Origin of the sequence: Cyanobium sp. Maggiore-St4-Cus (assembly GCF_024345615.1) — a bacterium.
GTDB classification, from domain to species: domain Bacteria; phylum Cyanobacteriota; class Cyanobacteriia; order PCC-6307; family Cyanobiaceae; genus Cyanobium_A; species Cyanobium_A usitatum.
The window spans coordinates 87,850-114,567 of the sequence record NZ_JAGQBL010000009.1; the positions used below are offsets into that span (position 1 = coordinate 87,850).

The 26,718-nt window shown below is 66.5% G+C and carries 26 protein-coding genes and 1 pseudogene; 13 read left to right on the top strand and 14 right to left on the bottom strand.

Annotation, left to right across the window (positions count from 1 at the left end; translation table 11 throughout):
• Window position 1 precedes the first annotated feature (1 nt).
• Window positions 2–928 (top strand): MlaD family protein, encoded by a 927-nt coding sequence (locus KBY99_RS09985; protein ID WP_254998892.1) that lies wholly within the window; start codon window positions 2–4, stop codon window positions 926–928.
• On the opposite strand, the gene bchD is transcribed toward KBY99_RS09985, so the two are convergent.
• Complete coding sequence (gene bchD, locus KBY99_RS09990) at window positions 925–3,036, bottom strand: magnesium chelatase ATPase subunit D (RefSeq protein WP_254998894.1); 2,112 nt, start codon at window positions 3,034–3,036, stop codon at window positions 925–927. The genes KBY99_RS09985 and bchD overlap by 4 nt on opposite strands.
• 23 nt (window positions 3,037–3,059) lie before the next feature.
• On the opposite strand from bchD, the gene folK reads away from it, so the two are divergent.
• From folK to KBY99_RS10005, 3 genes are read left to right on the top strand one after another with little or no spacing between them, the layout of a single operon-like run.
• The gene (gene folK, locus KBY99_RS09995) at window positions 3,060–3,644 is read left to right on the top strand and encodes a 2-amino-4-hydroxy-6-hydroxymethyldihydropteridine diphosphokinase (protein WP_254998895.1); all 585 of its coding nucleotides are present in this window, start codon (window positions 3,060–3,062) and stop codon (window positions 3,642–3,644) included.
• A 43-nt stretch (window positions 3,645–3,687) separates the two neighbouring features.
• Entirely contained in the window at window positions 3,688–4,248 is a 561-nt protein-coding gene (locus KBY99_RS10000) for an NUDIX domain-containing protein (protein WP_254960364.1), read from the top strand.
• The gene (locus KBY99_RS10005; protein WP_254998897.1) at window positions 4,248–5,735 is read left to right on the top strand and encodes an FAD-binding domain-containing protein; all 1,488 of its coding nucleotides are present in this window, start codon (window positions 4,248–4,250) and stop codon (window positions 5,733–5,735) included. Before KBY99_RS10000 ends, KBY99_RS10005 begins: the two co-directional genes overlap by 1 nt.
• Here the strand turns inward: KBY99_RS10005 and KBY99_RS10010 are convergent.
• On the bottom strand, window positions 5,714–6,922 hold the full coding sequence (locus KBY99_RS10010) for a DegT/DnrJ/EryC1/StrS family aminotransferase (protein ID WP_254998898.1): 1,209 nt from the start codon (window positions 6,920–6,922) through the stop codon (window positions 5,714–5,716). The two genes, KBY99_RS10005 and KBY99_RS10010, sit on opposite strands and share 22 nt — an antisense overlap.
• Before the next feature lie 88 nt (window positions 6,923–7,010).
• Here KBY99_RS10010 and KBY99_RS10015 point away from each other — a divergent pair, with 88 nt between their 5' ends.
• Window positions 7,011–7,592 (top strand): hypothetical protein, encoded by a 582-nt coding sequence (locus tag KBY99_RS10015; protein ID WP_315857984.1) that lies wholly within the window; start codon window positions 7,011–7,013, stop codon window positions 7,590–7,592.
• Here the strand turns inward: KBY99_RS10015 and KBY99_RS10020 are convergent.
• Window positions 7,501–7,965: a hypothetical protein gene (locus tag KBY99_RS10020; protein WP_254998899.1), complete on the bottom strand. Its 465-nt coding sequence runs from the start codon at window positions 7,963–7,965 to the stop codon at window positions 7,501–7,503. The genes KBY99_RS10015 and KBY99_RS10020 overlap by 92 nt on opposite strands.
• Window positions 7,959–8,795 carry an FAD-binding domain-containing protein gene (locus KBY99_RS10025; protein WP_254998900.1) on the bottom strand — a complete coding sequence of 279 codons (837 nt, stop codon included), beginning with the start codon at window positions 8,793–8,795 and terminating at the stop codon, window positions 7,959–7,961. Before KBY99_RS10025 ends, KBY99_RS10020 begins: the two co-directional genes overlap by 7 nt.
• 26 nt (window positions 8,796–8,821) lie before the next feature.
• On the opposite strand from KBY99_RS10025, the gene fabI reads away from it, so the two are divergent.
• Window positions 8,822–9,604, top strand: a complete 783-nt coding sequence (gene fabI, locus KBY99_RS10030) for an enoyl-ACP reductase FabI (protein WP_254942055.1) — start codon at window positions 8,822–8,824, stop codon at window positions 9,602–9,604.
• Window positions 9,605–9,651: 47 nt separating this feature from the next.
• On the top strand, window positions 9,652–10,242 hold the full coding sequence (gene hisB / locus KBY99_RS10035; protein WP_254998929.1) for an imidazoleglycerol-phosphate dehydratase HisB: 591 nt from the start codon (window positions 9,652–9,654) through the stop codon (window positions 10,240–10,242).
• Here the strand turns inward: hisB and KBY99_RS10040 are convergent.
• The 4 genes and pseudogenes from KBY99_RS10040 to KBY99_RS10055 form a co-directional block, all read right to left on the bottom strand.
• Window positions 10,239–11,072 carry an LpxI family protein gene (locus tag KBY99_RS10040; RefSeq protein ID WP_254998902.1) on the bottom strand — a complete coding sequence of 278 codons (834 nt, stop codon included), beginning with the start codon at window positions 11,070–11,072 and terminating at the stop codon, window positions 10,239–10,241. The two genes, hisB and KBY99_RS10040, sit on opposite strands and share 4 nt — an antisense overlap.
• A 91-nt stretch (window positions 11,073–11,163) precedes the next feature.
• On the bottom strand, window positions 11,164–12,444 hold the full coding sequence (hisS, locus tag KBY99_RS10045; protein ID WP_254998903.1) for a histidine--tRNA ligase: 1,281 nt from the start codon (window positions 12,442–12,444) through the stop codon (window positions 11,164–11,166).
• 39 nt (window positions 12,445–12,483) lie between these two features.
• Window positions 12,484–13,503: an NAD-dependent epimerase gene (locus KBY99_RS10050; protein WP_254998904.1), complete on the bottom strand. Its 1,020-nt coding sequence runs from the start codon at window positions 13,501–13,503 to the stop codon at window positions 12,484–12,486.
• 14 nt (window positions 13,504–13,517) lie between these two features.
• Window positions 13,518–13,733 (bottom strand): annotated as a pseudogene (locus tag KBY99_RS10055) (nucleotide sugar dehydrogenase); the annotation flags it as partial.
• 52 nt (window positions 13,734–13,785) lie between these two features.
• Here KBY99_RS10055 and galE point away from each other — a divergent pair.
• The 5 genes from galE to KBY99_RS10080 are packed head-to-tail and all read left to right on the top strand — an operon-like array spanning window position 13,786 to window position 19,369.
• Window positions 13,786–14,829 carry a UDP-glucose 4-epimerase GalE gene (gene galE / locus KBY99_RS10060; RefSeq protein ID WP_254998905.1) on the top strand — a complete coding sequence of 348 codons (1,044 nt, stop codon included), beginning with the start codon at window positions 13,786–13,788 and terminating at the stop codon, window positions 14,827–14,829.
• Window positions 14,819–16,900 carry a selenide, water dikinase SelD gene (gene selD, locus KBY99_RS10065; protein ID WP_254998906.1) on the top strand — a complete coding sequence of 694 codons (2,082 nt, stop codon included), beginning with the start codon at window positions 14,819–14,821 and terminating at the stop codon, window positions 16,898–16,900. The genes galE and selD overlap by 11 nt, the downstream gene beginning before the upstream one ends.
• 53 nt (window positions 16,901–16,953) lie before the next feature.
• A complete protein-coding gene (locus KBY99_RS10070; RefSeq protein WP_254998907.1) occupies window positions 16,954–17,985 on the top strand; it encodes an SIS domain-containing protein in 1,032 nt (343 codons plus the stop codon).
• Window positions 17,982–18,812, top strand: a complete 831-nt coding sequence (kdsA, locus tag KBY99_RS10075) for a 3-deoxy-8-phosphooctulonate synthase (RefSeq protein WP_106632223.1) — start codon at window positions 17,982–17,984, stop codon at window positions 18,810–18,812. Before KBY99_RS10070 ends, kdsA begins: the two co-directional genes overlap by 4 nt.
• Entirely contained in the window at window positions 18,809–19,369 is a 561-nt protein-coding gene (locus tag KBY99_RS10080) for a KdsC family phosphatase (protein ID WP_409996556.1), read from the top strand. Before kdsA ends, KBY99_RS10080 begins: the two co-directional genes overlap by 4 nt.
• Here the strand turns inward: KBY99_RS10080 and kdsB are convergent.
• The 6 genes from kdsB to KBY99_RS10110 form a co-directional block, all read right to left on the bottom strand.
• A complete protein-coding gene (kdsB, locus tag KBY99_RS10085) occupies window positions 19,366–20,145 on the bottom strand; it encodes a 3-deoxy-manno-octulosonate cytidylyltransferase (protein ID WP_254998908.1) in 780 nt (259 codons plus the stop codon). The two genes, KBY99_RS10080 and kdsB, sit on opposite strands and share 4 nt — an antisense overlap.
• Before the next feature lie 42 nt (window positions 20,146–20,187).
• Window positions 20,188–21,354: a CCA tRNA nucleotidyltransferase gene (locus KBY99_RS10090; RefSeq protein WP_315857985.1), complete on the bottom strand. Its 1,167-nt coding sequence runs from the start codon at window positions 21,352–21,354 to the stop codon at window positions 20,188–20,190.
• 63 nt (window positions 21,355–21,417) lie between these two features.
• Window positions 21,418–23,814, bottom strand: coding sequence for a UvrD-helicase domain-containing protein (locus KBY99_RS10095; RefSeq protein WP_254998910.1), 2,397 nt, complete (start codon window positions 23,812–23,814; stop codon window positions 21,418–21,420).
• A 10-nt stretch (window positions 23,815–23,824) separates the two neighbouring features.
• The gene (locus KBY99_RS10100) at window positions 23,825–24,874 is read right to left on the bottom strand and encodes a glycosyltransferase (protein ID WP_254998911.1); all 1,050 of its coding nucleotides are present in this window, start codon (window positions 24,872–24,874) and stop codon (window positions 23,825–23,827) included.
• A 33-nt stretch (window positions 24,875–24,907) separates the two neighbouring features.
• Window positions 24,908–25,621, bottom strand: a complete 714-nt coding sequence (locus KBY99_RS10105) for a heme oxygenase (biliverdin-producing) (protein ID WP_254998912.1) — start codon at window positions 25,619–25,621, stop codon at window positions 24,908–24,910.
• A gap of 77 nt (window positions 25,622–25,698) precedes the next feature.
• Complete coding sequence (locus KBY99_RS10110; RefSeq protein WP_254998913.1) at window positions 25,699–26,157, bottom strand: hypothetical protein; 459 nt, start codon at window positions 26,155–26,157, stop codon at window positions 25,699–25,701.
• An 83-nt stretch (window positions 26,158–26,240) separates the two neighbouring features.
• Here KBY99_RS10110 and KBY99_RS10115 point away from each other — a divergent pair.
• On the top strand, window positions 26,241–26,718 hold a 478-nt coding region (locus KBY99_RS10115; RefSeq protein ID WP_254998914.1), incomplete at its 3' end, for an isocitrate/isopropylmalate family dehydrogenase.

Sequence of the window (26,718 nt, forward strand, 5' to 3'; positions counted from 1 at the left end):
CATGCGCCGCAGCATCCGCGAAGCAGTTGTCGGCTTCTCCCTGTTAGCCGCTATCAGCAGTGCCGTAGGTCTCTCCTTCTGGTTGCGCGGCATCTCCCTAAGCAGGCAAAACTGGAGCGTCAAAGCCAGCTTCGCCGAAGCATCTGGCCTGGCAGAGCGCTCACCTGTGACCTACAGAGGAGTTTTAGTTGGCAGCGTGCGGCGCGTAACCGTGACACCCGAGGCGGTGGTTGCTGAACTGGAAATCAACCATGCCGATCTGAATCTGGCTCGGCCTACAAGGGCGGAGATCGGCGAAGCCTCCTTACTAGGTGGTGAAGCCGAAGTTGCTTTGATCAGCAGCGGCCCGCCCTTGCCGCCAGGCTCTGCCAACCCTCGCTCCAAGGCCTGCAATTCGACCGTAGCCATCTGCAATGGCGCCACTATCGAGGGAATTCAGGGGCCAAGTCTGACCAGCGTGACCACGCTGATGCACAAGATGCTGGTGGAAACCGACCAGATGAAGCTGCTCAACAAGGTTTCAACCGCCGCCAGCAGCTTCGATCGCACCGCCAAGGACACTTCCAACTTCATGAAGGAAGGCCAGGCCCTGGCCAAGGAGCTCGAATCGACGGTGAAAGCGGCCCAGCCCACGATCACCAATCTCAACAGCAGCAGTGACCACCTGCGCCGGATTATCGCCGCCCTAGACAATCCCCAGACCCTGAAGGATCTGAAGGCCACCGTCAGCAATGCCGAGCAGCTCACCGCCAAATGGAATTCAGTTGGGGGCGATGTGACCAAACTCACCGACGATCCCCGCTTCATGGACGGCATCCGCAGCGTGGCCGTTGGCTTGGGCAAATTCTTCGATGAGCTGTACCCGGCCCAGACCGACGTCGCCCGGGACAAGGCCGCCCGAGAGAAGGCCACGCAGACAAAGCCCTAAATCCCGTTGATCGCCTCCATGGCGATGGCAGCGATGGCCTGATCGCTGGCCTTGGGTAGTTGCACGTACTTGCCGCCGGCCGCCTCGGCCAGGTCCTTGCCCATGCCGCTGCCGATGAACTTCCGCTCGGTATCGATCACCAGCAGCTTGATGCCTAGGGCCCGGTACTTGCTGGCCACCTGCTTCACCTCCTCCTTGAGGTCCACCGGCTCCTCGCCCTCCAGCTGGGGTTGACCCAGGGAGCGGCTGAGGGGCACGTTGCCGCGGCCATCGGTGATCGCTACCACCACCACCTGGCCCAGATCGCCCGTGGCCAGAGCGTTGGCCCCCACCCGGGCGGCCTGGGAGAGCCCGTGGGCCAGTGGTGAGCCGCCGCCGCAGGGCATCGCCTCCAGACGCCGGCGCGCAGCGGTGATCGAGCGGGTGGGGGGCAGCAGCACCTCGGCCTGCTCGCCGCGGAAGGGAATCAGGGCCACTTCGTCGCGATTTTCGTAGGCCTCGGTGAGCAAGCGAATCACGGCCCCCTTAGCGCTCTGCATGCGATTGAGAGCCATCGAGCCGCTGGCATCCACCAGGAAGATCACCAGGGCACCGGCCTTGCGCTGCAGCTGTTTGGCGCGCAGGTCACCGTCTTCCACGATCACCTTGCGATGGGGCTGCCGCTCACGGCGAGATTTCTGATAAGGGGCGGCCGCCCGCAGGGTGGCATCGACAGCGATGCGCTTCACCGGGCCGCGGGGCAGCATCGGCTTCACATAGCGGCCGCGGGAATCGCTAAACACCACCGCCCGGCTGCCACTGCCGCCCGTTTTGGCCTTGGCCGAGGCGAACAGCAGCAGATCCGGATCGATGGCGATGGCCTCCGGATCCAGCAAAAATTCCTCAGGCACCTGGGGCGGCGCCTGATCTTCAGGACTGTCGTCCTGGGATTCGTCTTCTTCAGGTTCGTCGTCTTTGGGACTTTCGTCGTCTTGATCGTCTTTGTCTTGCTCGGGCTCCTGCTCGTTCTCAGGCTGATCGGGATCCTCCGGCGGCTGCTCCCCCTGGGGCGGTGGTGGGGGTTCAAGAGGCTGGTCGGGATCGGGGGGCGGCATTTGCAGGGCACGAGGTGCAATCACCAGGCGAACTGCTACTTGAAGGTCGTCGGCCTCGACTCGATCTCGGCCGCTAAGGGCTGCATGGGCCCGGGCCACCCGCACGGCATAGAGCTCGCTGCGATGGCCCTCGACCCCACCCCGCAAAGCCTCATTCACCAGATAAACGATCTGCTCGCGGGCAATCTGCACATCCGGTAGCCACTGCCGCGCCAGCAGCAGCTGGGTGGCCAGGGCATCGGTTTCCTCCTGCCAGCGTGCACCGAAGTCGGTGCTGGATTCGGCCTGATCCATCGCCGAGCGGGTGATTTCCACCCGCTGCTCAAGCTCCAGCACCTGATTGGCACTTAGGCAGATGGCGAAGCGATCGAGCAGGTGATCGCGCACCGGCCCCTCCTCAGGATTGAAGGTGGCGATCAGCAAACAGCGACAAGGGTGGCTAAGGCTGAGGCCCTCCCGCTCGATCCGGTTTTCGCCGCTGCCCACCGCCGCCAACAACAGGTTGGTGACGTTGTCGTCAAGCAAGTTGAGCTCGTCGACATAGAGCACACCCCGATGGGCTTCAGCCAGCAGCCCTGGCTGAAAAACAGCCTGGCCACTGGTCAGCGAAGCCGTCACATCGACCGAGCCCACCAGCCTGTCTTCGGTGATGCCCAACGGCACCTGCACAAAGGGCGCCGGCACCACTGCGGTGGGCAACAGCGCGCTGGTAGCTACTCCCGTGGGATCGGCACCCAATTCGGTAAGCCGAATGCAGGTTGCCTCGTCCCAGTCATCGGGCCTCTGGGGATCGATGTTGAGGGCCTGGCCGCCCACATCGAGCACGTCGATCGGCGGCAGCAGGGCATGCAGACCGCGAGCCAACACCGACTTGCCAGTGCCACGGCCACCGGCGATCACCACCCCGCCCAGGCCTGGATCGACCGCGGCCAGCAGCAGGGCCAACTTGAGGGTGCCGTGGCCGGTGATGGCGGCGAGGGGAAAGGCCCTACTGGCAACTCCGCTTGCAACCATGGGAGGGCTAAGACCCGATTCACGTGCCAGCCAGTCTCGCTGATCAGCCCAGAGGCAGTGAAGCGGCAACCCTGGCCATCGCCCTAGGCGCCAACCTGCCCAGCCGCTGCGGTGGCCCGATCGCCACCCTGATCGCCGTGCGCCCCCTGCTCGAAGCCAGCCTGCTCCAGTGGGGCCAGGGCCTCAGCTCGGGGCCTACCGGCTTCCGCTGGTCTCCTCTGTTTGAGACCGAACCCGTAGGCGGCCCCCCAGGCCAGCCGCCTTATTTCAATGCGGTACTAGTGGTGGACGGCCTGGTGGCAGGGCTGGGAGCAGATAGAGCAAGGACAGCAGCCGGTGAAGCTCTACTGGAGCAATTGCAAGCGCTGGAGCATGACTTCGGCCGGGAGCGTCAGGCGCGCTGGGCCCCCCGCAGCATCGACCTCGACCTGCTCTGGTGGGGGGATCTGAGCTGCCACACCCCCCGCCTCCAGTTGCCCCACCCGCTTTGGCGGCAGCGAGACTTTGTGCTGGCGCCGCTAGCTGCCCTGGCAGGCCTGGCCCCAGAACCTGGGTGCGCGGTGATAGCGCTAGCTGGCAGACCCGGCTGGCCCGAGCAGCTGAGGTAACCCTGCGCGATGCTGTCTATACCGACCCGCGACAAGCCCAGCCATGGCGCCCCTCCCAGCTCCAGAGCCCTCGCGGCACCTGGAAACCACCGCGGTGCTCGATGCCCGCAAGATCCGCTTTGAGGTCAACCGCGTCGAGCTGCCAATGGGCGTTGTGGGCACTTTTGGCTTGATCCGCCACCCCGGCGCCTCCCTGGCGGTGCCGGTGCTTGACGACGGCCGGGTGGTAGTGCTGCGCCAGTACCGCTTCGCCGTGGCCACCCGCCTGCTGGAATTTCCGGCCGGCACCCTCGATGAGGGCGAAGATCCCCTCAGCACCATGCAGCGGGAGCTGCAGGAGGAGGCCGGCTACAGCGCCAGCCGCTGGGATCCCCTGGGGGCGATGCTGCCCTGCCCGGGCTACTCCGATGAGGTGATTCACCTGTTCCTGGCACGCGACCTCAGCCCCCTGGCCGAGCCGCCCGCCGGCGACGACGACGAAGACCTAGAGGTGCTGCTGATGGAGCCCGGCGAACTGGATGCGGCCCTGGCCAGCGGCGACGAGTACCTCGATGGCAAAAGCGTCACCGCTTGGCTGCGGGCCAAGCAACTGCTGGGGATCTAATGGCTCCGGAGCGCTGGCTGTTTTGGCATCGCCGCGATCTGCGCCTGGCCGACAACCGGGGCCTGGCGGCCGCGGCCGCCGCCACTCCAGCGGTGACGGGGGTGTTCGTGCTGGATCCGGCCATCCTTTCGGATACCAGCATGGCCCCAGCGCGGCTGTGGTTTCTTTCTGAGAGCCTGCGGGAGCTCCAGCAGACCTGGCAGCAGGCCGGCAGCAGGCTGGTGGTATTGCGTGGTGATCCAGCCGAGCTGCTGCCCCGCCTGGCCGCTGGCCTGGGCGCCGCGGTGGTGGCCTGGAACAAGGATGTGGAGCCCTTCGGCCGCGAGCGCGACCGGCGGGTGGCGAGGGCGCTGCAGGCGGAGGGGCGCAAGGTGCTAGCCGATTGGGACCAGCTCCTGGTGGCGCCGGAAGCCATCAAAACCGGCGCCGGCGATCCCTACCGGGTCTACGGGCCCTACTGGCGCAGTTGGCGCCGCTGGGTGGAGGAGGCGAGCGCTGCCGGCACAGCAGCCTCGGGTGGCCTGGACCCCCTGCCGCCGCCAAGTGCCCTGATCGATCTTGATCCCGCCCAGCTCGCCGGAGCACTGGCAGACCTGCCGCTCACCAGCCCGGAGCTGGAGCATGGTTTTTTGGAGCACGGCTTTGGAGGTGCTGAGCTCTGCCCCTGCCGGCCCGGCGAAAAAGCGGCCCAACAGCAGCTGCAGGCCTTCTGCGACGGCGATGGCCGCTCTATTGCGCTGCTTGGCTACGAACCGGGACGCAACATCCCCGGCGAAGCGGGCACCTCAGGGCTCAGCGCCGCCCTTAAGTTCGGCACGCTCAGCCCCCGCCAGGCCTGGGCCGCCGCCCAAGAGGCCCGGCTACTGGCCCGCAGCGAAGAGGAGCGGAACTCAATCCAGGTGTGGGAGCAGGAGCTGGCCTGGCGCGAGTTTTACCAGCAGGCACTTTTTCACTTTCCCGAGCTGGCCGAAGGCCCCTACCGGCCCCAGTGGCACGCCTTCCCCTGGGACAATGAAACCGGCTGGTTTGAAGCCTGGAGCGAGGGACTCACGGGCATGCCGATCATCGATGCCGCCATGCGCCAGCTAAATGAAAGCGGCTGGATGCACAACCGCTGCCGCATGATCGTGGCCTCCTTCCTGGTGAAGGACCTGATCTGCGACTGGCGCTGGGGCGAGGCGGCCTTCATGGCGCGCCTGGTGGATGGCGATCTGGCCGCCAACAACGGCGGCTGGCAGTGGAGCGCTAGCAGCGGCATGGACCCCAAACCGCTGCGCATCTTCAACCCGGCTACCCAAGCAAGCAAGTTTGATCCCGAGGGCACCTACATCCGCACCTGGCTGCCAGAGTTGCGGCACGTGGCCACCCGCGACCTGATCAGTGGGGAGATCGCCCCGCTGGAGCGCCGCGGCTACCCAGCTCCGCTGGTAAACCACAAAATTCAGCAGGCGCGCTTCAAGGCGCTTTACGCCACGATCAAGGGCTGATCCAACACAGCGCGCAGCACCTCGATCACCCGCTGCTGCTGCTCGCCGCTGAGCTCCGGAAAGATCGGCAGGCTTAACACCTCGGTGCAGAGACGCTCTGTCACCGGTAGGGATCCGGGCCCGTAGCCCAGCTCCGCGTAAGCCGGCTGGCGGTGGATTGGGATTGGGTAATAGATGATCGTGCTGACGCCGGCCTCCTGGAGCTGCTGCTTGAGCCAGTCACGGCAGCAGGCCTGCGGCAAGCCGAAAGCAGCGCTGTCGGCGGAGGGGGTGCAGCTGACCTCACCGCCGCAGGCCATGACGCCGGCGGAGCAGGCCGGCACCCGCAGAACGAACTGGTTCCAGCTATGGCCCTCGGGACCGACCTCGGGCAGGCAAACGCCGGACAGGGCTGCCAGGTGCTCGTGGTATTGGCTAGCGATGGCGCCACGGTGCTTCACCCAGCGCGGCAGGTGGGGCAGCTTGACATTCAGGACTGTCGCCTGGATGGCGTCAAGGCGGCTGTTGTAGCCCAGGGCGGTGTGCAGATAGCGGCGGGGCATGCCATGCACCGCCAGCTCCCGGATGACCTGGGCCAGCTCGCCATCCCGGCAGGTGATCGCCCCTCCATCGCCAGCGGCGCCAAGATTCTTAGTGGGGAAGAAACTGAAACAGCCCACATCCCCCCAACTGCCCACGGGCCGGCCCGCCCAGCTGGCACCGGTGGCCTGGGCACAATCTTCGACCACCTTGAGGCCATGGCGTTCAGCGATGGCACATACCCGCTCCATGTCCACGGGCCGCCCGAACAGGTGCACAGGCAGCAGGGCCCGGGTAGCCGGCGTGATCGCCGCTTCCAGCTGATCGAGATCGATCAGGTAGCTGCTCTCCTCAACATCCACAAACACCGGCGTGGCGCCCACGGCGCTGATCGCTTCGGCGGTGGCGAAAAAGCTGAAGGAAGCCGTGATCACCTCATCGCCTGGACCGATGCCCAAGCCCCGCAGGGCCAGGATCAGGGCATCGGTGCCGCTGTTGCAGCCGATGGCGTGGGGCACGCCACAGGCCGTGGCGAAGTCGGTTTCAAAGCGGGAGATCGTGGAGCCGCCGATGTACTGACCACTGCGCAAAACCTCGAGCACAGCCTGATCCAGAGCTGCACCCAGCTCCTGAATCTGCTCGCTGAGGCTGAACGGGGGCACTTGCATGGCAAGCAACTTACGTCGCCCACCACGCCATATCGGGTCCAGGATGCCACTTAATCTTGCAGCAGGTATCCGGCCTGTGCCCCCGATTGTGACTCCATTCCGGAGACGTCCTGCCCTCGCCACCGCCCTCGCCACTGGCCTGAGCACCGCCTTCGGCGCCGGGCTGCTCAGCGCCTGCGTGCCGGCCCACCGCCACCCCACCTGGACGATCTATCCGCTGCAAAGGCGGATGGCCCACGACGGCCTAGCCGTGGTGAGTCAGCCCGATGGCTACGGCCTGCACATCTGGATCGACACCGATACCCGCCAGAGCGGCCGCTGCCAACCCCGCTGGAGCGCCGATGCGGCCCGGCTGTTCAACGGCAACGGCACGGCCCCGTTCAGCTCGGGCCTGGCGCCGCGCCAGGAATTCTTCCAAGCCGTCGCCCGCCAGGACGTGCGCCGGGCCCTGCGCCAGCAGAGCCAGGCCCTCTGTCAGCAACAGTCCCCCCGCAGCAGCTTCAGCTGGGTAGAGCCCCCCCGCAACGCCGCCGAAATCAAGCCGGAGCCCTACCCGCTGCTGGAGGAAGCCGACCTGCTCAGCGATCCCAACGACGTGCTGGAGCAGGAGGAGCGGCTGCTGAACCCCGCGCCCACAGCACCGGCTCAGCCCGGCGCCAGTAGCGACTGAAGCGGCGCAGATCCAGCGGTTCCGGCAGCGCCACAAAGGGTTCGGGCTCCAGCACCTGCAGCGGTAACTGGGCGGCAATCTGCTCCCGCAACAGTCCAAAGCGCGGATCCACCGCAGCGCTGGTGACCACGCCATCAGCCCCATGGCGGCGAGCGAAGCTCAGTACCTCCAGGGCCACGTCGCCGTGGCGCAGGGTCACCGGCAGCTCCAGCAGACACTCGTAGAGAAAGCCCAACCGCTTGAGGCTGAGGCGCTGGGTCTCGATGAGCTCCCGGTCGAACACGAATAGCGCCGGCGCCCCCGGATGGGCCACCAGGGCGGGGTTGGCGGGCCCCAGGGCCTCGCCATGGATCCAGAGCACGGGCTTCAGCACGGGCTGGCTCCTGGGAATAGGTCCGCCTGCAACTGCTCGTAGCTGGCCTCAAACGGGCAGGTGCCGTCTTTGGCGGCGGCGCAAGCAGAGCAGTAGCGGCCGGAGCTGAAACGCTCCAGGTTGGCGCGATTAAACACGTAGGGCTTGCTGCTGAAGCTGCTGGCCACCCACTGCCAGCTGAGGTTGTTGCTGGCCGGATCGCCATCGAGCAGATGCTGCAGAAACCAGCGGGCACCCGCCTGCCACTGGATCCGCCGCCAGTGCACCAAGTAGGCCGCCAGCCACATGCGGGCGTGGTTGTGCAGCCAGCCGGTGTGGATCAGTTCACTGGCGAAGCCATCCATGCAGGCCAGGCCGGTGCGGGCCTCGAGCAGATCGGCCGGCAGCGCGGCGGCGTACCGCTCGGGGGGATGGCCGGTCTTGAGCGGCTCCTGGTCGCGCCAGATGCCATCGCCCAGCTGGCGCCAAAGCCGCTGCCAGTAGTCGCGCCAGCCCAGCTCGTTGATTAATTTTTGGGCCGCTACTGGCGGCTGGCCGCTGCGCGCCAGCCAGGCGAACACAGCCTCACGCACCTCCACCAAGCTGAGCACGCCGTGGCGGATATGGGGCGAGAGGCGCGTCACCGCCCCATCGAGGTGGTTGCGGCTGGGGCCATAGGCGGCCGGATCGATGGCGGCTAGCGCCGCTTCGGCAGCCCGGCGCCCGCCCTGAATGGGACTCAACCCACCTGGGGCCTGGGGAAACAGCTGGCGCAGGGTCGCCTCCATCCCATCGCGATTGGCGAACTGGCGGGGCAGATCGCCGGGTGGGAGAGAATCGCCCGATCGCATCGTTCCGGCTCCTGGCCACTGCTCCCATGCTCCTCGATCTGCGCGGCAAAAAGGCCCTGGTTACCGGCATCGCCAATAACAAGTCGATCGCCTGGGGCATCGCCCAGCAGCTGCATGCCGCTGGGGCTGAGCTGGGAGTGACCTATCTGCCCGATGAGAAGGGCCGCTTCGAGGGCAAGGTGCGCGAGCTCACCGCGCCGCTGGCACCCAGCCTGTTCGAGCCCCTAAACGTGCAGGACCCCGCCCAAATCGAAGCCGTGTTTGCGCGGGTGAAGGAGCAATGGGGCTCGATCGACGTGCTGGTGCACTGCCTGGCCTTCGCCGGCAAGGAGGAGCTGATCGGCGACTATTCCGCCATCAGCCCCGAGGGATTCGGCCGGGCCCTGGAGGTAAGCGCCTACTCCCTGGCGCCCCTGTGCCGCTTCGCCAAACCCCTGTTCAACCCCGGCGGCAGCGTGATCACTCTGAGCTACCTGGGGGCCGAGCGGGCCATCCCTAATTACAACGTGATGGGCGTGGCCAAGGCAGCCCTGGAGGCCTCGGTGCGCTATTTGGCGGCTGAGCTTGGCCCCGAGAAGCAGGTGCGCGTCAACGCCATCAGCGCCGGACCGATCCGCACCCTGGCCAGCAGCGCCATCGGCGGCATCCTCGACATGATCCACAACGTGGAGGCCAAAGCGCCCCTGCAGCGCACCGTTACCCAGGAGGAAGTGGGCAGCACCGCCGCCTTCCTGGCCAGCCCCCTGGCCTCCGGCATCACCGGCCAGGTGATCTACGTGGACGCCGGCTACTGCATCACGGGGATGTGAGCGGCAAACTGAGCCAAGAGTCCAAGCAGGCCCAGGAGGGCAACCCCATGCGCACCGGCAGCATCCACCGCGTCACCGGCGAAACCGACGTGCGCGTGACGCTGGGGCTCGATGGCAGCGGCCGCTGCACGGTGAACACCGGCGTGCCCTTTCTCGACCACATGCTCCACCAGATCAGCAGCCACGGCCTGATCGACCTGGAGATCAAGGCGCTGGGGGACACCCATATCGACGATCACCACACCAACGAAGACGTGGGCATTGCCGTGGGCCAGGCCCTGGCCCAGGCCCTGGGCGAGCGGCGCGGCATCCACCGCTTCGGCCACTTCGTGGCGCCGCTGGATGAGGCCCTGGTGCAGGTGGTCCTCGACTGCAGCGGCCGGCCCCACCTCAGCTACGGCCTGCAGATCCCGGCCCAGAAGATCGGCAGCTACGACACCGAGCTGGTGAAGGAGTTCTTCGTGGCGGTGGCCAACAACGCTGGCCTCACGCTGCACATCCGCCAGCTGGATGGGGTGAATTCCCACCACATCGTGGAGGCCTGCTTCAAGGCGTTCGCCCGGGCTCTGCGCCAGGCTACGGAGCTCGATCCGCGCCGGGCGGGTGCGGTGCCGAGCAGCAAGGGTGTGCTGGCTTAGGCCTGATCAGGCTCCCGCGACCATAAAAACAGCCCCAGCCGCTCGGCGTCCGCCATCGTTTGCTCGGCATCCAGCAGCAGGGCGCTGCGGGCTTCCCAGGCGATGCCAGCCAGCCCCGCTGCCGCGGCCTTGGCCACGGTGGTGGGACCGATGCCGGGGAGGTCCATGCGCCGGTCCTGGTTGAGCTTAGGGGCCTTGTAGAGCACCCCGGTGCGACCCGTCTCCGGCCGATCGGTGCGGGTGGTCGCCACCCACTCGAGCATGGCGTCAGTGCCGGGCAGGGCTTCGGTGGCCAGGCACAGCCCCTTGGCCACCACCGCTCCCTGGCCCACGTCCACCTGAGAGATGGCCTCCACGATGTAGGCGGCGCGCTCCACATCGGCCCTGTCCAGATCGCTGGGCACCGTGCTGGCATACAGGCCCGGCTCTGGCAGCAGATTTGGCGCCACATCTTCGATGCCCACCACCTTCAGGCCGTGCTCCTCAATGATCTGGGCCAGGGCCCGCAGGGAGGCGTCATCGCCATTGCGCAGCGACGCCAGGATGCGGGGAGCGGCCATCAAGGTGGAGCCCTCAAAGCGCAGCAGGTTGAGCGAGCGCGGCCGCACAAACTTGCCCACCATCACGATCTGCTGAATGCCTCGCTGCTGCAGCGACTTGATGAAGGCGATCGAGCGCTCGAAGAAAAACTCCTCAGCCGCCGGCACTTCCACCTCCAGACCGTGGGGGTAGCAGGCGATATGGTTCCGCCCCGCACGGCTGAGAGCCTCCGAGAGCATCCGAGGCAACACGCCCTCACCAGCAATGATCGCGACGGTCGGATCACCCATCAGGGCCGGGCTTGCTTCACATACGGGGCTACGCCCAGTCAAAGGCCCAACACCCGGGAGTGGACTGCTCTGGTGGACAGGTCCTGTGGCGTCATGGCCTCGGCAGGCCCGCTGCGAGGGCCACGAGGAGGGCTTCAGGAGTGAGCCGCTGATCGGCCTGCTCGCCGCCATCGACCCGCAGATTCTTGAGCCCCACCACCCCGTCTAGCGCCTCCTGCTCGCCGATTACCGCCGCCCAACGGGCCCCGGAGCGGTCGGCCCGCTTGAACTGCTTACCGAAGGCCGCGCCACTGGCATCCCTCTCCACAGCCAGTCCAGCCTGGCGGCAGCGCCGTGCCAGGGCCAGGGCCAGCGCTGCCGCGGCCTCGCCACGGCTAACCACATAAAGATCGAGGTCGGGGGCGGCAGCCACCGAAGCTTCGCTCTGACTTAGCAGCAACATCAGCCGCTCCATCCCGAGGGCCCAGCCGATCGCCGGCGTGGCCGGCCCGCCCAGCTGCTGCACCAGGCCGTCGTAGCGGCCACCACCACACACCGTGGCCTGCGCCCCCAGCTGGCTGCTGGTGATCTCAAAGGCGGTGTGGCTGTAGTAATCGAGGCCCCGCACCAGTCGGGGGTTGAGCACAAAGGGAATGTCCAGGGCTGTGAGGGCCTGCTGCACCGCCGCAAAGCGGGCCAGGCTCGCGTCGCTGAGAGCGGACGCCAGGCTGGGGGCCTCCGCCAGCAAGGTCTGGGTATCGGGGTTCTTGGAATCGAGCACCCGCAGGGGGTTGCTGTGGATGCGGGCCTGGGAATCGGCATCGAGCTGGTCGCGCCGCTGCTCCAGCCAGGCCACCAGCAGCTGGCGGTAGCGGGCCCGATCTTCGCTGCTGCCGAGGGAATTGAGCTGCAGCTCCAGCCCGCCCACCCCCAGCTCGGCCAGCAGATCCCAGGCCACGGCAATGGCCTCCACGTCACTGCAGGCATCGGCAAAACCGAGCAGCTCGAGCCCGATCTGGTGGAACTGACGCAGCCGGCCCGCCTGGGGGCGCTCGTAGCGGAACATCGGCCCGCCATACCAGAGGCGCTGGGGTCCCTGGCTCAGCAGGCCGTGCTGGATCGCCGCCCGCACCACCGACGCCGTGCCCTCCGGCCGCAGGGTGCAGCTGCGCTCACCACGGTCGAGAAAGGTGTACATCTCTTTGCCCACCACGTCAGTGGCCTCGCCGATGCCGCGGGCAAACAGCTCCGTGACCTCCAGCAGGGGAGTGCGGATCTCAGTGATTGCACTACGGCGGAAGTGCTCGCGGGCCGTGGCTTCCACGTGCTGCCACAGGCGAATCTGCTCTGGCAGCAGATCGGCCATGCCACGCAGGCTCTGCAGCGATGCCAAACCGAAAGCAGCAAGTGGGGTGAGTCTGCCTGCCGGCGCTCAGGCGTAGCTGGCTTGATACCAACGGGCGAAGCGTTCAACCCCCACCTCGATCGAGGTGGAGGGGCGGAAGCCCACCCAGGCCTCGAGCAAGCTCGTGTCGGCAGCGGTGGCCTCCACATCGCCGGGTTGCATTGGCTGCAGATCCCGGATCGCCGGCCGGCCCAGCGCCTGCTCCAGCAATTCAATGAACCGCAGCAGCTCCACCGGCTCGCTGTTGCCGATGTTGAACAACCGGTGCGGCGCCCAGCTGGTGGCAGGGTCTGGAGCCGCGGAGTCAAACCTGGGATTGGCGCTGGCCGGCTTATCGGCGCAGGCGATCACCCCGGTCACGATGTCGTCGATGTAGGTGAAATCGCGGCGCATGCGGCCCTGGTTGAACACCCGGATCGGCTCGCCCGCCAGGATCGCCTTGGCAAACAACATCGGCGCCATGTCGGGCCGGCCCCAGGGGCCGTACACGGTGAAAAAGCGCAGCCCCGTAGCCGGCAGCCCATAAAGGTGGCTGTAGGTGTGGGCCATCAATTCATTGGCTTTCTTAGTGGCCGCGTACAGGCTCACCGGATGGTTCACGGACTGATGTTCCGTGAACGGCAGGTTGGTGTTGCCGCCGTACACCGAGCTACTGGAGGCGTACACCAGATGCACAACGCCGTGGTGGCGGCAGCCTTCGAGGATTGCGCCAAACCCCACCAGGTTGCTTTGCAAGTAAGCCCCAGGGTTCTCAAGGGAATAACGCACCCCGGCCTGGGCGGCCAAGTGAATCACCAGTCGGGGTCGTTCGCTGGCAAAGAGTTCCGCGATGGCAGATCCGTCCTCCAGCTCCAGACGCTGAAAGCTCCAGGACTCCCTGGGGGCAGAGGCCTCGATCCGGCTCAGCCGGGCCTGCTTCAAGGCAGGGTCGTAGTAACTGTTGAGGTTATCGATCCCCACCACCCGTTCACCCCGGGCCAAAAGCCGCTCACACACCGCCGCACCGATAAAGCCGGCCGCACCGGTCACCAACACGGGGCGACTCATAGATCCAACATCTCCCGGAAGTAGGCGATCGTGGGCTCCAGCCCCTGCTCCAGCGCCACCGCCGGCAGGCGGCTTAGATCGGCGCCATTCCAGGCTGCAATCCGCTCAGCGCTGAGGTCCACCACAGTCACCTGCACATCCGGGCAGCGATCTGCAATCACCGCCATCGTCGGGCCGCCCACATAGCCCGCTCCAATGCAGCAGATGGAACTGATGGTGGGCAATCCCATGGAATTCACATAGCCATTACGAGACACTATTCCTTGAGCACTAATTTCCTCCATGGCTGAGCTGCTAATCACCGGAGGTGCTGGCTTCATCGGCAGCCACAGCTGTCTGGTGCTGCTGGAGGCGGGCCACAACTTGGTGGTGCTCGACAACTTCGACAACAGCTCCCCCGAGAGCCTGAAGCGCGTGCTGGAACTCGCCGGCCCCTCCGCAGCCGGCCGGCTGCAGTTGGTGGAGGGCGACATTCGCTCCGCTGGAGATCTGGAGCGGGCCTTCAAGGCGGCCCCGGCCGGCCGGCCAATCACAGCCGTGGTCCACTTCGCCGGCCTCAAGGCGGTGGGTGAATCGGTGCGAGAGCCGCTGCGTTACTGGGACGTGAATCTCTGTGGCTCGCGCCAGCTGCTGGAAGCAATGCAGGGCCATGGCTGCCGCAGCCTGGTGTTCAGCAGCAGCTGCACGGTTTACGGCCTACCCGAACAAACACCGATCAGTGAATCTGCCGCCATCCAGCCGATCAACCCCTACGGCCACAGCAAAGCCGCCGTGGAACAGCTGCTAGCCGACCTGGTCGCCAGTGAGCCCGGCTGGCGCATCGCCCGGCTGCGCTACTTCAATCCGGTGGGAGCCCACCCCAGCGGCCGCATCGGCGAAGACCCCAGGGGCATACCCAACAACCTGTTCCCCTTTGTGAGCCAGGTGGCGGTGGGGCGTCGCGACTGCCTGCAGGTGTTTGGCGGCGACTGGCCCACCCCCGATGGCAGCGGCATCCGCGATTACATCCACGTGATGGATCTGGCCGAGGGGCACCGGGCCGCCTTGGACGTGCTGCTGGCCGAGCCCCCCCAGCTGCTCAGCCTCAACCTGGGCAGCGGCCATGGCCATTCGGTGCTGGAGGTGGTGCGGGCCTTCGAGCTCGCCAGTGGCCGCTCTGTTCCTTACACCGTTGTGAAAAGGCGAGACGGAGACGCCGCCAGCACCGTGGCCGATCCACGCCTGGCAGCTACACGACTCGGCTGGCGCACCCGCCGCTCCCTGGAGGAGATGTGCCGCGACGGCTGGGCCTGGCAGCAGGCCAATCCCGAGGGTTATGGCAGCTGAAGCAAGGCTGGTGCTCGCCGGTGGCGGCCATAGCCACGCCCTGGTGCTGCGGATGTGGGCCATGGGCCGGCAGCGGCCGGCCGCCTGGATCACCCTGGTGAGCCGCCACAGCACCGCCCTCTATTCGGGCATGGTGCCGGGGCTGGTGGCCGGTCTTTATGAACCAGCCGCCTGCGCCATCGACCTACGCCGCCTTTGCCTGCTGGCGGGGGTGACCTTTGTGCAGGCAGAGATCACGTCGATTGATCCCGAGGGTCGGGAGCTAGCACTTGCGGGGCGGCCCAACCTGCGCTGGGACTGGCTCAGCCTCGATGTGGGCGCAGAAACCAGCGCCGTAACCCATGCAGCCATGGCGGTAAAGCCCCTGGAGCCCTTCTTGCTCTGGTGCAGCCAGCCCAAATCAGGCAGCGTTCGCATCCGGGGTGGCGGCGCCGCAGCCGTAGAGGTGGCCCTGGCGCTGCGGGCGAGGGGCCAGCAGCCCAAGCTGCAGCTGCGCGGCAGCCAGCTGAATCTGGGCTCAAAGGCAGCCAACCAATTGGGGCAGCAGCTACTGGAGAGCGCCGGCATTGCCATCGAGGCCAATTGCCCGGATGACGCCGCCGCCGACCTGGCCTGCACTGGCAGCCGCGCACCCCGCTGGCTCACCGCGTCAGGCCTGGCCTGCAACGGCGAGGGGCGCCTGCTCACTGAGGCCAGCCTGCAGGTATGGCGACAGCCAAGGCTGTTCGCCAGCGGCGACTGCGGCGTGATCGCCAGCAGGCCCAGGCCCGCCTCCGGTGTCTGGGCTGTGCGCTGCGCCCAAACCCTGGCCCACAACCTGAAGGCAGTGGTTGCAGGCCGCGAGCTGCGACCCTGGCGGCCCCAGCGCTGGGCGCTGCAGCTGCTGGGCGACGGCAGCAAGCCCAGGCCCCAAGCGGTGGCCTTCTGGGGTCCATGGGCCCTGGGCCCCAGCCCGCTGCTGTGGCGCTGGAAGCAGGCCGTGGATCGGCGCTTCATGGCCGGCTTCAGCGAGCTGAAGGCCATGGGCCCAGATGGGGGCGCAGCGATGGCCTGCCGGGGCTGCGCCGCCAAATTGGCCGCCAGCCCCCTGCAAGACGCCCTGGCACGCAATGGCCTCGGAGGCGGCACCCCTGGCAGCGCCGAGGACGCCGCGGTGATCGCCCAGACAGGCGATGGGTCCCTGCTGCTGCAGAGCGTCGATGGCTTTCCGGCGCTGGTGGCCGACGCCTGGCTCAATGCCCGGCTCACCACCCTGCATGCCTGCAGTGATCTCTGGGCCAGTGGCGCCCAGGTGGAAAGCCTGCAAGCGGTGGTCACTCTGCCGGAGCTAGCTCCCGCCCTGCAGGCAGACCTGCTCAGCGACACCCTGGCCGGCATCCAATCGGTGCTGCAGCCGCTCGGAGCCCGCCTGATCGGCGGCCACAGCCTGGAGGCCCGCGACAGTCAATCCAGCCCGGCCAACCCCGCAGGCCTGAGCTTGGTGCTGAGCGTGAACGGCAGGGCACCCGCTGGGCGGCACTGGGGCAAGGGGCCCTTACGCAGCGGCGATGGGCTGGTGCTGTGCCGGCCCATCGGCACGGGGGTGCTGTTTGCCGCGGCCATGGCTGGAGCGGCCCAGCCCCAGTGGATAGACGCCGCCCTAGCCCAGATGCAGCAATGCCAGGCAAGCCTGGTGGAGCTGCTAAACCGCCGCGGTTGCCGCGCCTGCACCGACGTGACCGGCTTCGGGCTGTTGGGCCATCTGGGCGAAATGCTGGCCGCCAGCCCAGAAAACTGCCACGTGACGGTGGCGGCAGCAGCTATACCGGCCCTGCCCGGGGCCTTACCGCTGCTAAGTGCAGGCTGGGCCAGCAGCCTGGCCCCTTCTAATGCCAGCGCCCTGGCCCTACTGGAGGAGCGAATTCAACTCCAGGGGCAAACCGATGCAGCTCATCAAGCCCTGCTGATTGATCCCCAGACCTGCGGCCCGCTGCTGGCGGCGATTCCAGGCGACCAGCTGGCAGCAGCCCTTAGCGATCTGCAGCAGGCAGGCTTTGGCGAGGCCGCTGTGATCGGCCGGGTGCACACCTAAACGACGACGCGCCGAGCCGCCAGCGAGAATGGGGGATCTGCGAGACCGGCTTCTTGTCTGCCCTCACCCGCTGCCTGGAGGAAGAGGCTGCTGCCATAGCAGCTGCTGCCCAGCGCCTCAGCAGCAGCCAGGTGGAGGCCGCTCTGGAACTGCTGGAGGGGTGCCGCCAACGCCGAGCCAAGCTTGTGCTTACCGGCGTGGGCAAGAGCGGGATCGTTGCCCGCAAGATCGCTGCCACCTTTTCTTCAATCGGCCTTACGGCCGTATTTCTCAATCCGGTCGATGCCCTGCACGGCGATCTCGGCATCGTGGCGGCCGACGACGTCGCCCTGCTGCTCTCGAACAGCGGTGAAACAGAGGAGTTGCTGGCGATCCTGCCCCACCTGCGCCGCCGCGGCACGGCCCGGATCGCCCTGGTGGGCCGCCTGGCATCCAGCCTGGCTACTGGCTGCGATGTAGTGCTGGATGGCTCGGTGGATCGGGAGGTTTGCCCGCTAAACCTGGCTCCCACGGCCAGCACGGCGGTAGCTATGGCGATTGGCGACGCCCTGGCGGCAGTGTGGATGGAGCGGGCAGGCATCTCGCCCGAAGACTTCGCCATCAACCATCCAGCCGGCTCCCTAGGCCGCCAGCTCACCCTCACCGTGGCCGATCTGATGGTGCCGGCAACAGCGCTGGACGGCCTCTCTCCCGAGGCACCCCTGGCCGAGGTAATCGGCCGGCTCACCGAAGGCAGCAACGGCAAAGGCAGTCTTGGGGCCGCCTGGGTGCGGGCCAGCGCAAACCCCGAACTGATGGCCGGACTGATCACAGACGGCGACCTGCGCCGCAGCTTGCAGCACCATGCCCCCGAGGAGTGGGCTGACCTCCGCGCCGGCTCCATGGCCACTGCTGACCCGATCACAGTGACGCCAGAGGTGCTCGCTGTAGAAGCTCTAAAAGTGATGGAACGCAACCCCCACCAGGCAATTTCAGTGCTGCCAGTTGTGGATCCCGCCCAGCCTCGCCTGTTGCTGGGCCTGCTACGGCTGCACGATCTGGTGCAGGCTGGGTTTACCACCAGTACCGCCGCGGAGCGCCCATGACGGCCATCCCCTTCACCTTGATCGCCGGGCCCTGCGTAATCGAAAGCCGCGATCTGGTGCTTCAGATCGCCGAGCAAGTGAGCACGATCTGCGCTCGAGTCGGCATCCGCTACATCTTCAAAGCCAGCTTCGACAAAGCCAACCGCAGCTCCGGCAAGTCGTTTCGCGGCCCGGGCCCCGATGAGGGGCTGAAAATCCTGCAGGAGGTGGGCCAGAGCTTCGGGGTGCCCGTGCTCACCGACATCCACGAGAGCTGTCAGGCGGCGGCGGCGGCCCAAGCCGTGGATGTGCTGCAGATCCCCGCCTTTCTCTGCCGTCAGACCGACCTGCTCGAAGCCGCCGCCAAGGCCGTGGCAGGCACCAGCAAGGTGGTGAACGTCAAAAAGGGGCAGTTTCTGGCGCCCTGGGACATGGCCCAGGTGGTGAACAAAATGCAGGAATGCGGGCTAGATCCCGCCAGCGGCCGCCTATGGCTCACCGAGCGAGGGACCAGTTTTGGCTACAACACCCTTGTGGTCGATTACCGCAGCTTCCCCCAGCTCCAAGCCCTGGGTTGCCCGGTGATCTTCGATGCCACCCACGCCGTGCAGCAGCCCGGCGGCCGTGGCACCAGCACCGGCGGGCAGAGGGAGTTTGTGGCACCGCTTGCCAGAGCTGCAGTCGCCGTGGGGGTGGACGGTTTGTTCATGGAAACCCATCCAGACCCCGACAACGCCCTCAGCGACGGGCCCAACATGGTGCCACTGCACCGGCTCGAGGCCCTGCTCAGCCAGCTGCTGGCCCTGCGTCAAGTAGTGGCAGCGGGTGTGGCCCCAAGCAGCCTGTGATCCGCCAGCTGCTTCAACGAACCCTGCTGCGGCGCCGGGATCTTGCGGCGATCGAACTGCTGGTTTGTGACGTTGACGGTGTGCTCACCGACGGCGGCTTGCACTACGACGAGCAGGGCCAGGTGGTGAAGCGCTTCGACGTGCGCGACGGCCTGGCGATCCGGATGCTGCAGCGAGCAGGCATTGAGGTGGCCTTTCTCAGCGGCGGGCGCAGCGGCGCCATCGAGCAGCGGGCCCGACATCTGCACGTCAATCACTGTCTGGTGGGAGTCGGCGACAAGCTCAGCGCTCTACGCCAGCTCCAAGCCAGCCTGCAGCTGGAGCGCCAGCAAACCGCCTTCATCGGCGACGACCTCAACGACCTAACAGTGCGCCCGGCTACGGGGCTGCTGGTCTGCCCCGCCGACGGCGCCCGGGGCCTGCGCCGCCAGGCCGACTGGATATTGCGCCGCCGTGGGGGGGATGGGGCCGTGCGTGAACTAGCTGAAGCCCTGCTGCTGCAGCGGGGGCTTTTGCAAAGCCTCAACCGCGAGGGCTGGCGAGAAGGCAACGCCTAGGCGCCGGCTAGGGCGCGGGCCTGCTCCAGCTGCTCCGGGATATCCACCGAGAGGCAGTCCTGCGCCACCTCGTAGGTGATCAGGGGAATACCGGCGTCGATAAGCCGCAACTGCTCCAACTTCTCCAGGTCTTCGAGCCGGGAATGGGGTAGGGCCGCCCAGCCAGCCAACACGTCGGCCCGATAGCCATAGAGGCCCACATGGCCCCAATAGGTGGTGTGCTGAGCCCACTGCTCGGGCGGCACCCCGCGCAAATGGGGCAGGGCACTGCGGGAGAAGGTGATAGCGCGACCATCGCGGGCCCGCAGCACCTTCACCACATTGGGATCGTGCAACTTGTCGGCGGTGAGGGGATAGACGGGCGTGAGCACCGGCGGCCGCTGCAGCTGGGCAAAGTGAGCCGCCATCGCCTCAATGATCGCCGGATCCAGCAGCGGCTGGTCGCCCTGCACGTTGATCACCAGGGTTTCATCAAAATCAGAGGCCCCGCCCCCCGCGGCAGCCACCAGCTCCGCCACCACACTCGCCAGGCGTTCACTGCCCGAGCTGCAATCGGGCGAGGTCATCAGCACAGGAAAGCCCCAGCCTTCGGCAAAAGAGCGCACCTGATCGCTGTCTGTGCACACAACCACTGCCGCCAGACCCTTGGCCTGCCGGCAACGCTCCAACACATGCAGGAGCATGGGCTTGCCGGCAATATCGGCGAGCAGCTTGCCTGGCAGCCGCGCCGATTCCAGCCGGGCCGGTACGGCCACCACCACTCGGGGAGCAGACATCTGGTCAGTCATCCGCCCACGCTAACGAGGGGTCTGCGGCACTCAGATCCGCTCCAAGCGCAGCCGCTCGGCCCGCAGCTCCCTCAGCCTCTGGCCCAACTCGGGCCCTTGCCGCATGCCAGCTGCCAGCAGATCAGCGGCGGTGAGCTCGGCCTTGACCTGGCGCCAGCGCAGCAGCCACCGCAGCAGGGGCCGGCGCGGGCCACTGCCACAGGCCAGGGCCAGGGCCACCGCTTCTGGACTGCAGCCAGAAGCCTCCAGCAGGGCGCACCAGTGCTCGGGCAGCGCCGGAGAGCCCTCCAGCTGCTGCTCCATCAGCCGGCGCCGCAACTCCAACCATTGCGCTAGCAGGCGGTGCTGACGGTGGGGCAACTGCAGCCGCTCCGCCAGGGCGAGGGGTTGGCGCGCTCCCGCCACCAGGGCCACCAGCAGCGGCAACCCCAGCCGAACAGCCCAGCGCAGCCGCCGCGGCCACTGCGTATCCGCCTGCAGCTCCGGATCAAGCAACGCCAGAGCGCCCCAGCGCTGCAGTGCCCCCAGAGCTGCCAGCCAGGGCTCGCGCTCCAGCAGCAACTCCAGCTCCATCCGCAGGCGCGTGCCCAAGGCTGACGGCGCCTCAGCCGGCGGATCACCCTGCCGCCACGGCCAAGGCCACTGCGCCAGTGTGGCTGCAGCCTGATCGGCGCTAGCCCCGTCAAGCTCCAGCCCCAGCCGAGCCGCATAGCGGGCGCCGCGCACCAGCCGGGTGGGATCGTCGCGAACGCTGCCGTGATGCAAAAAGCGCAGCCGGCGCAGCTCCAGATCAGCCTGGCCTCCATGGGGATCGAGCAGGGTGCCGCTGACCAGATCCAAGGCCATGGCGTTGATGCTGAAATCACGCCTGGCCAGGTCATCGGCCATAGAGCCGAAGCTCACCTGAGGATTTTCGGCTGGCACCGGGTAGGTCTCGCAGCGGGCGGTGGCCACATCCAGCAGCACCTGCTGGCCGTCCAAGTTGAGTTCGAGCTCAACGGTGCCGTAAGCGCCGTGCTCCTGGCAGCGCTGCACCACACCCTCACCCAGCTGGCCAGCCAAGGCATCAACCAACTCCTTAACCAGCTCTGAAGCCCGGCCCTGCACCACGAGGTCCAGATCGGGCAGCCCCCGCCAGGGATCGTTATGCACCCGGTGCAGCAACAAATCCCGCACCCCTCCACCGACCAACGCCACCGGCCCAACCCCTGACCGGCTCAGGGCTGTCAGCAGGGGCGCTGGAATGCCAGGGATTTCCACCTAGACGGGCTCGATCGGCGCCAGGCGCGGGTCAAGGATTTTGGGTCCCATCCCCTGAAATTTCACAGCAATCGACACCTTCTCACCACTGCCAAACAAGTGGGTCACCTGACCTTCGCCAAAGCTGCTGTGGCGCAGCCGGTCCCCCACCGCCCAGGTCTTGGCAGCCGTCCGACGCCGCACCGCATTGGCGGGAGCACCGGCCGCACCGCCGCCAGCTACCTGGCGTGAATCCTCGCGATCCACTCGGGTGAGCCGCTCCAGGCGCTGCTCACGGCGAATGGAAGCTCCACCGCTATGGGGAATGTCCCCCTGGATCAGGGCGCTGGGCAGCTCCGAAAGAAACACCGAGGGCACCGCTGGCTCGCGCATGCCACCCCAAAGCCGCCGCTCACTGGCATGGGATAAAAACAGCCGCTCTTTGGCCCGGGTGAGGCCCACGTAGCAGAGGCGGCGCTCCTCCTCGAGAGCCGAGGGGTCTTCCAAGGAGCGATAGCTGGGGAAGAGACCCTGCTCCATTCCCACCAGATACACCACCGGAAATTCCAAGCCCTTACTGGCATGCAGGGTCATCAAGGTGACGCGGTCCTGCTCGGTGTCCTTGATGTCAGCGTCACTAGCCAGGGCCGCCGAAGCCAGGAAATCCTCCAGGGAGCCCTCCTCGTTTTCCTCCTGGTATTGCAAGGCAGCATTCACTAACTCATTGAGGTTGCGGCGCCGGTCTTCGGCTTCATCGGTGCCTTCGGTGATCAACTCAGCCACGTAGCCGCTCTGCTCCATCACCCGCTGCACCAATTCAGAAGGGGCGATGTCTTGAGCACAGGACTGGAGGCCGTTGATCAACTCGCAAAACTGCAGCAACCCCTTGGCCGAGCGGCCGCCCAAAGAACGCACTGCTTCTGCATCACGGACCACTTCCCAGAGGGGAATGCCGAGCTGGTTTGAGGCGTCGGTGAGTCGCTCGATCGTGGTTTTACCGATGCCGCGCTTGGGGGTATTGAGCACCCGCAACAGGCTGACGGTGTCGGCGGGGTTGACCAGCAGCTTGAGGTAGGCGAGCACATCCTTGATCTCGCGCCGGTCGTAGAAGCGCAGCCCCCCCACCACGATGTAGGGGATGCCCCAGCGCACCAGCGACTCTTCCATCGCCCGCGACTGGGCATTGGTGCGATACAACACGGCCATATCGCCCCAGCTGAGATCGGGGTGGGCGGCTTCAAGCATGCGCATGCGGTGCACCACCGCCTCGGCCTCGGCGATCTCGTCATCGCAGCGGGTGAGGGAGATCAATTCACCCTCACCTCGGGTGGGCCGCAGCACCTTGTCGATCCGCTCGGAATTGTGGGCGATCAGGGCATTAGCCGCCTCCAGAATCGTGGCGGTGGAGCGGTAGTTCTCCTCCAGCTTCACCATCGTGGCGGTGGTCTCACTGGCGGCCCCGTCACCGAAGTCGTCCTGAAAGCCCATCAGGATCGTGAAATCGGCGGCGCGGAAGCTGTAGATGCTCTGGTCCGCGTCACCCACCACAAACACCGAGCGCCCATCCCAGTCGTCGTAGTCGGAGGGTTCGCGACCGTTGGTCACCAGCAGCTTGATTAGGTCGTACTGGGTGCGGTTGGTGTCCTGGTATTCATCCACCAGCACATGACGAAAGCGCCGGTGCCAGTAGTCGCGGATCTGCTCGTTCTGGCGCAGCAGCTGCACCGGCAGCAGCAGCAGGTCGTCGAAATCGAGGGCGTTGTTGGCGGCCAGGGCGCGCCGGTAGCGCCGGTAGGTCTCCGCCATCAACTTGCCCCGCTGGCCACCGGCATCGGCTTCAAGCTGCTCGGGCATCCAACCCTGGTTCTTGGCGTTGCTGATCGCCCAGCGCACCTTCTTGGGCTCAAAGCGCTTGGGATCTAGCTGCAGCTCCTGGGTGACGATCTCCTTAATCAGGCTCTGGACGTCGTTCTCGTCGTAGATCGAGAACTGGCGCGTCCAGCTGAGCCCTTCGGGATCCTTGAACTTGTCGATGTCGAAGCGCAGCAGCCGGGCAAACAGGGCATGGAAGGTGCCGATCCACAGCTCCTTGATCACCTCGCGGTAGATGCGCGAGCGCAACTGGCGCTGCTCCACGGCCGGCAAGGTGCTCCAGGGCTGGCCGAACTGGCTCTGGGCCAGCTTCTGGGCCAGCAGCAGCTCCAGCCGCTCCTTCATCTCGCGGGCCGCCTTGTTGGTGAAGGTGACGGCGAGCAGATGGGCTGGATCGGCGCCGTGGTGGCCGATCAGGTGGGCGATGCGGTGGGTGAGGGCGCGGGTTTTGCCGCTGCCCGCACCTGCCACCACAAGCAGCGGACCGGTGTGGTGGTCCACCGCCTTGCGCTGGGCGTCGTTGAGGCCGGCTAGAAATGCGCTCATTCCTGAGACCCTAGGCAAGGCGACGGGCCAACCTCTGCCGCCAGCGCTCCAAGCGCAGCTGGAGCAGAGAAGGGGGCCGCAGGGGCGGCTCACCGGCCTGCAGTCGATCGATGTGGATGTTGATCGCCTCCAGGGCCTGGCGCCAGCGCTGGCGCAGCCGCGGTTCACTGAGCTCATCAAGCAGCTCTTCCAAGCGGCGTGGCGCAGGCAGCCAGGCGGCTGGATCGGCCACCGCCGCAGCGATCCGCTCCCCGTCGGCGGCCAGGCTGCCCATACCGATCTGGTGGGCCAAGCCCCCGGGGTCCAGGTAGTCAGCCAGGGCATGGTTGAGGCTGCTGAACAGCACGCAGCCACAGGCCAGGGCCTCAATCGGCGGCAGACCAAAGCCTTCGCTCACACCACTGCAGCGCCAGTGGTCTGCGGAGTCGTAAACCACCACCTTGGCGCTGTTGAACAGCCCCACCAGATCTTCCACCCAGCCGTCCTGCACCAGCACCGTGAGCCCGCGGGCCCGCAGGGCTGGCACCAGCTGCTCCAGCACGTAGGTGCTGGTCTTGCGCCGCTGGATCAGCACATCAATCGAACGGCCGCTCGGCGCCGGCTCAGCGCCGCAGTTGTGGGGGCGTTCACCGCGGGCGATCCAACTGGCCTCCAGGGCGTTGGGCACCAGGAACAGCGGATTGCGGCTGGCCCATTGGCCCCAGTAGCCCAGGGTGTTGCGACTCACTGCCAGCACCGGCACCCCGGGGGGCAAGCGGAAGCCATAGCCGCTGCTATGGGCGTGATAGGCCACCGGCCGGCCCCGCAACTCCCGCAACTGGCGGGGCACATCAAAGCCCCAGCTCACGATCCACAGGGAGTCGGTGGCGGCAGGACTGCCTAGGGGTTCAGCCCGTAGCAGATCACCCAGGTAGGGCAGTCCAGGCTCCCGCTGCCGATAGGTGACCAGTTGTGTTGGCACCAGTTCGGCCAGCAGCCGGGCCGTTTGCTGCTCCACCAGCAGGCCACCGCAGCGGTAGCGACCGCTGGTGCCTGGCACCAAAAAGCGAAGGGGGCGCAAGACACTCAGAGGCTGCGGCCCGCCAACTCTGGCTCAGGCCGCCGCCACTTCCGTGCTGCCCGAACGCTGACGCCGGGTAAGGAAGCCAAACAGCACCTTGCCAATGGCCGCGATCAAATTGCCTTCCAGTTCCTGGAACATGGTCATGTTCAGGTGGAAGGCGTGGTTGGCCTCCTCCACAATGCGATCGGCCATGGCTTGGTCGATCGGCAGGCCGTCGAGGGTGGTGCGGTAGTTGGCCTTAAAGGCCTTCTCATCGGGAATAGCCGCGAATTCGTAGAAACGCAGGCCATCGTGCTCGCCCAGGCTCATCGCCTTCTGGGCGATGTTCTTGAGGATCTGGCCGCCGGAAAGATCACCTATGTAGCGGGTGTAGTGGTGACCCACCAGCAGCTCCGGGCACTCCCGCGCCACCTGGTGCAGACGCTCTACGTATTGCTGGGCTCCAGGGGTGGGTTTGACCGCATTACGCCAGTCGCCACCGAAATAAAAGGCAAGATCCTGCTCGAGACTTTCGCGCCGGTTCAGCTCTGGGAAAGCCACCGGACCCACCACCGGATGCTCCCTAAGCCGGCCAAACTCCTCCTCCATCGCCGAGTACACGAAATAAAGGTCGGCCACCAAGGTGCGGTAGCTGGCCTTATCCACCACCCCCTTAAGGAAGCAGCTCACGAAGCCGGTGTTCTCCGCCATCGTGTGGGCCTTTTTGGTGCCTTCACGCAGTTGGGAAGCAAGGGCGACGGCCATCTGACGGGGACGTTGTACGGGCGAGGAGCCAAGTTAGGCGGGAGTTTTACCGGGGCGCCCGGCAAGGTTGCGAAGGGTTACGCCGCCAGGTTCTGATCGGCCGGCTCGGCGCCACCGAACAGATCAAACAGCTCCCGGGAAAACTGCTGCAACTTCTGCGCCACCTCGGCCTGGGGCAGATGACTGCCTGACGGCTGCCAGTCGCCCACGGTGGCCAGCCGCCAGCGCTCGCTCTCGTAGGTGAGTCCCCGGATCGTCACCCCCAGCAGGCGAGGGCGTTCAGCCCTGCTCCGCCCTGGGGCCCCGTCCAGGCGCAGCTGCACCAGAAAGGAGCGGCACTGGCTGCGGGGACTCCAACCCGGTAGGTGAAAGGAGAGATCCAGGCTCTCCTGCTCGGCAAAGGCACGGGTCAGCGCGTCGTCGCGCCAGGGGGTGAGGTTGGCTCGGGCATCGGGGAAGTGGACGCGAAACAGGCTCGCCGCCGCAGCGATTGCCTGGGCAAGTTCAAGGGATTGGGCCTGATCGGCGGCATTCATGCCGTTTCCCCTGAGCAGAACCGCAACATGCCTAAAACCTAGGCTCGCCACACCGATAAGGCCGATCCGGTCAGTAACAGCCCATGGCAACCCGTAGCGCCGCCAGCTTTGAGAAGCTCACCACCCCCGCCAGCGGCACCGCAATTCGCTTCGAAAACGGTCAACCGATCGTGCCCAACGATCCGATTGTTCCCTTCATCCGCGGTGATGGCACGGGCGTAGACATCTGGCCCGCCACCCAGAAAGTGCTGGACGCGGCGGTAGCCCAGGCCTACGGCGGTGAACGCCGAATTGAGTGGTTCAAGGTGTACGCCGGCGACGAGGCCTGCGACCTCTACGGCACCTATCAATACCTGCCGGAAGACACCCTGAGCGCCATCAAGCAGTACGGCGTAGCGATCAAGGGGCCCCTCACCACACCGATAGGCGGCGGCATCCGCTCGCTCAACGTGGCCCTGCGCCAGATCTTTGATCTCTACTGCTGCGTGCGTCCCTGCCGCTACTACGTGGGCACCCCCAGCCCCCACAAGAGGCCGCAAGACCTGGACGTGATCGTCTATC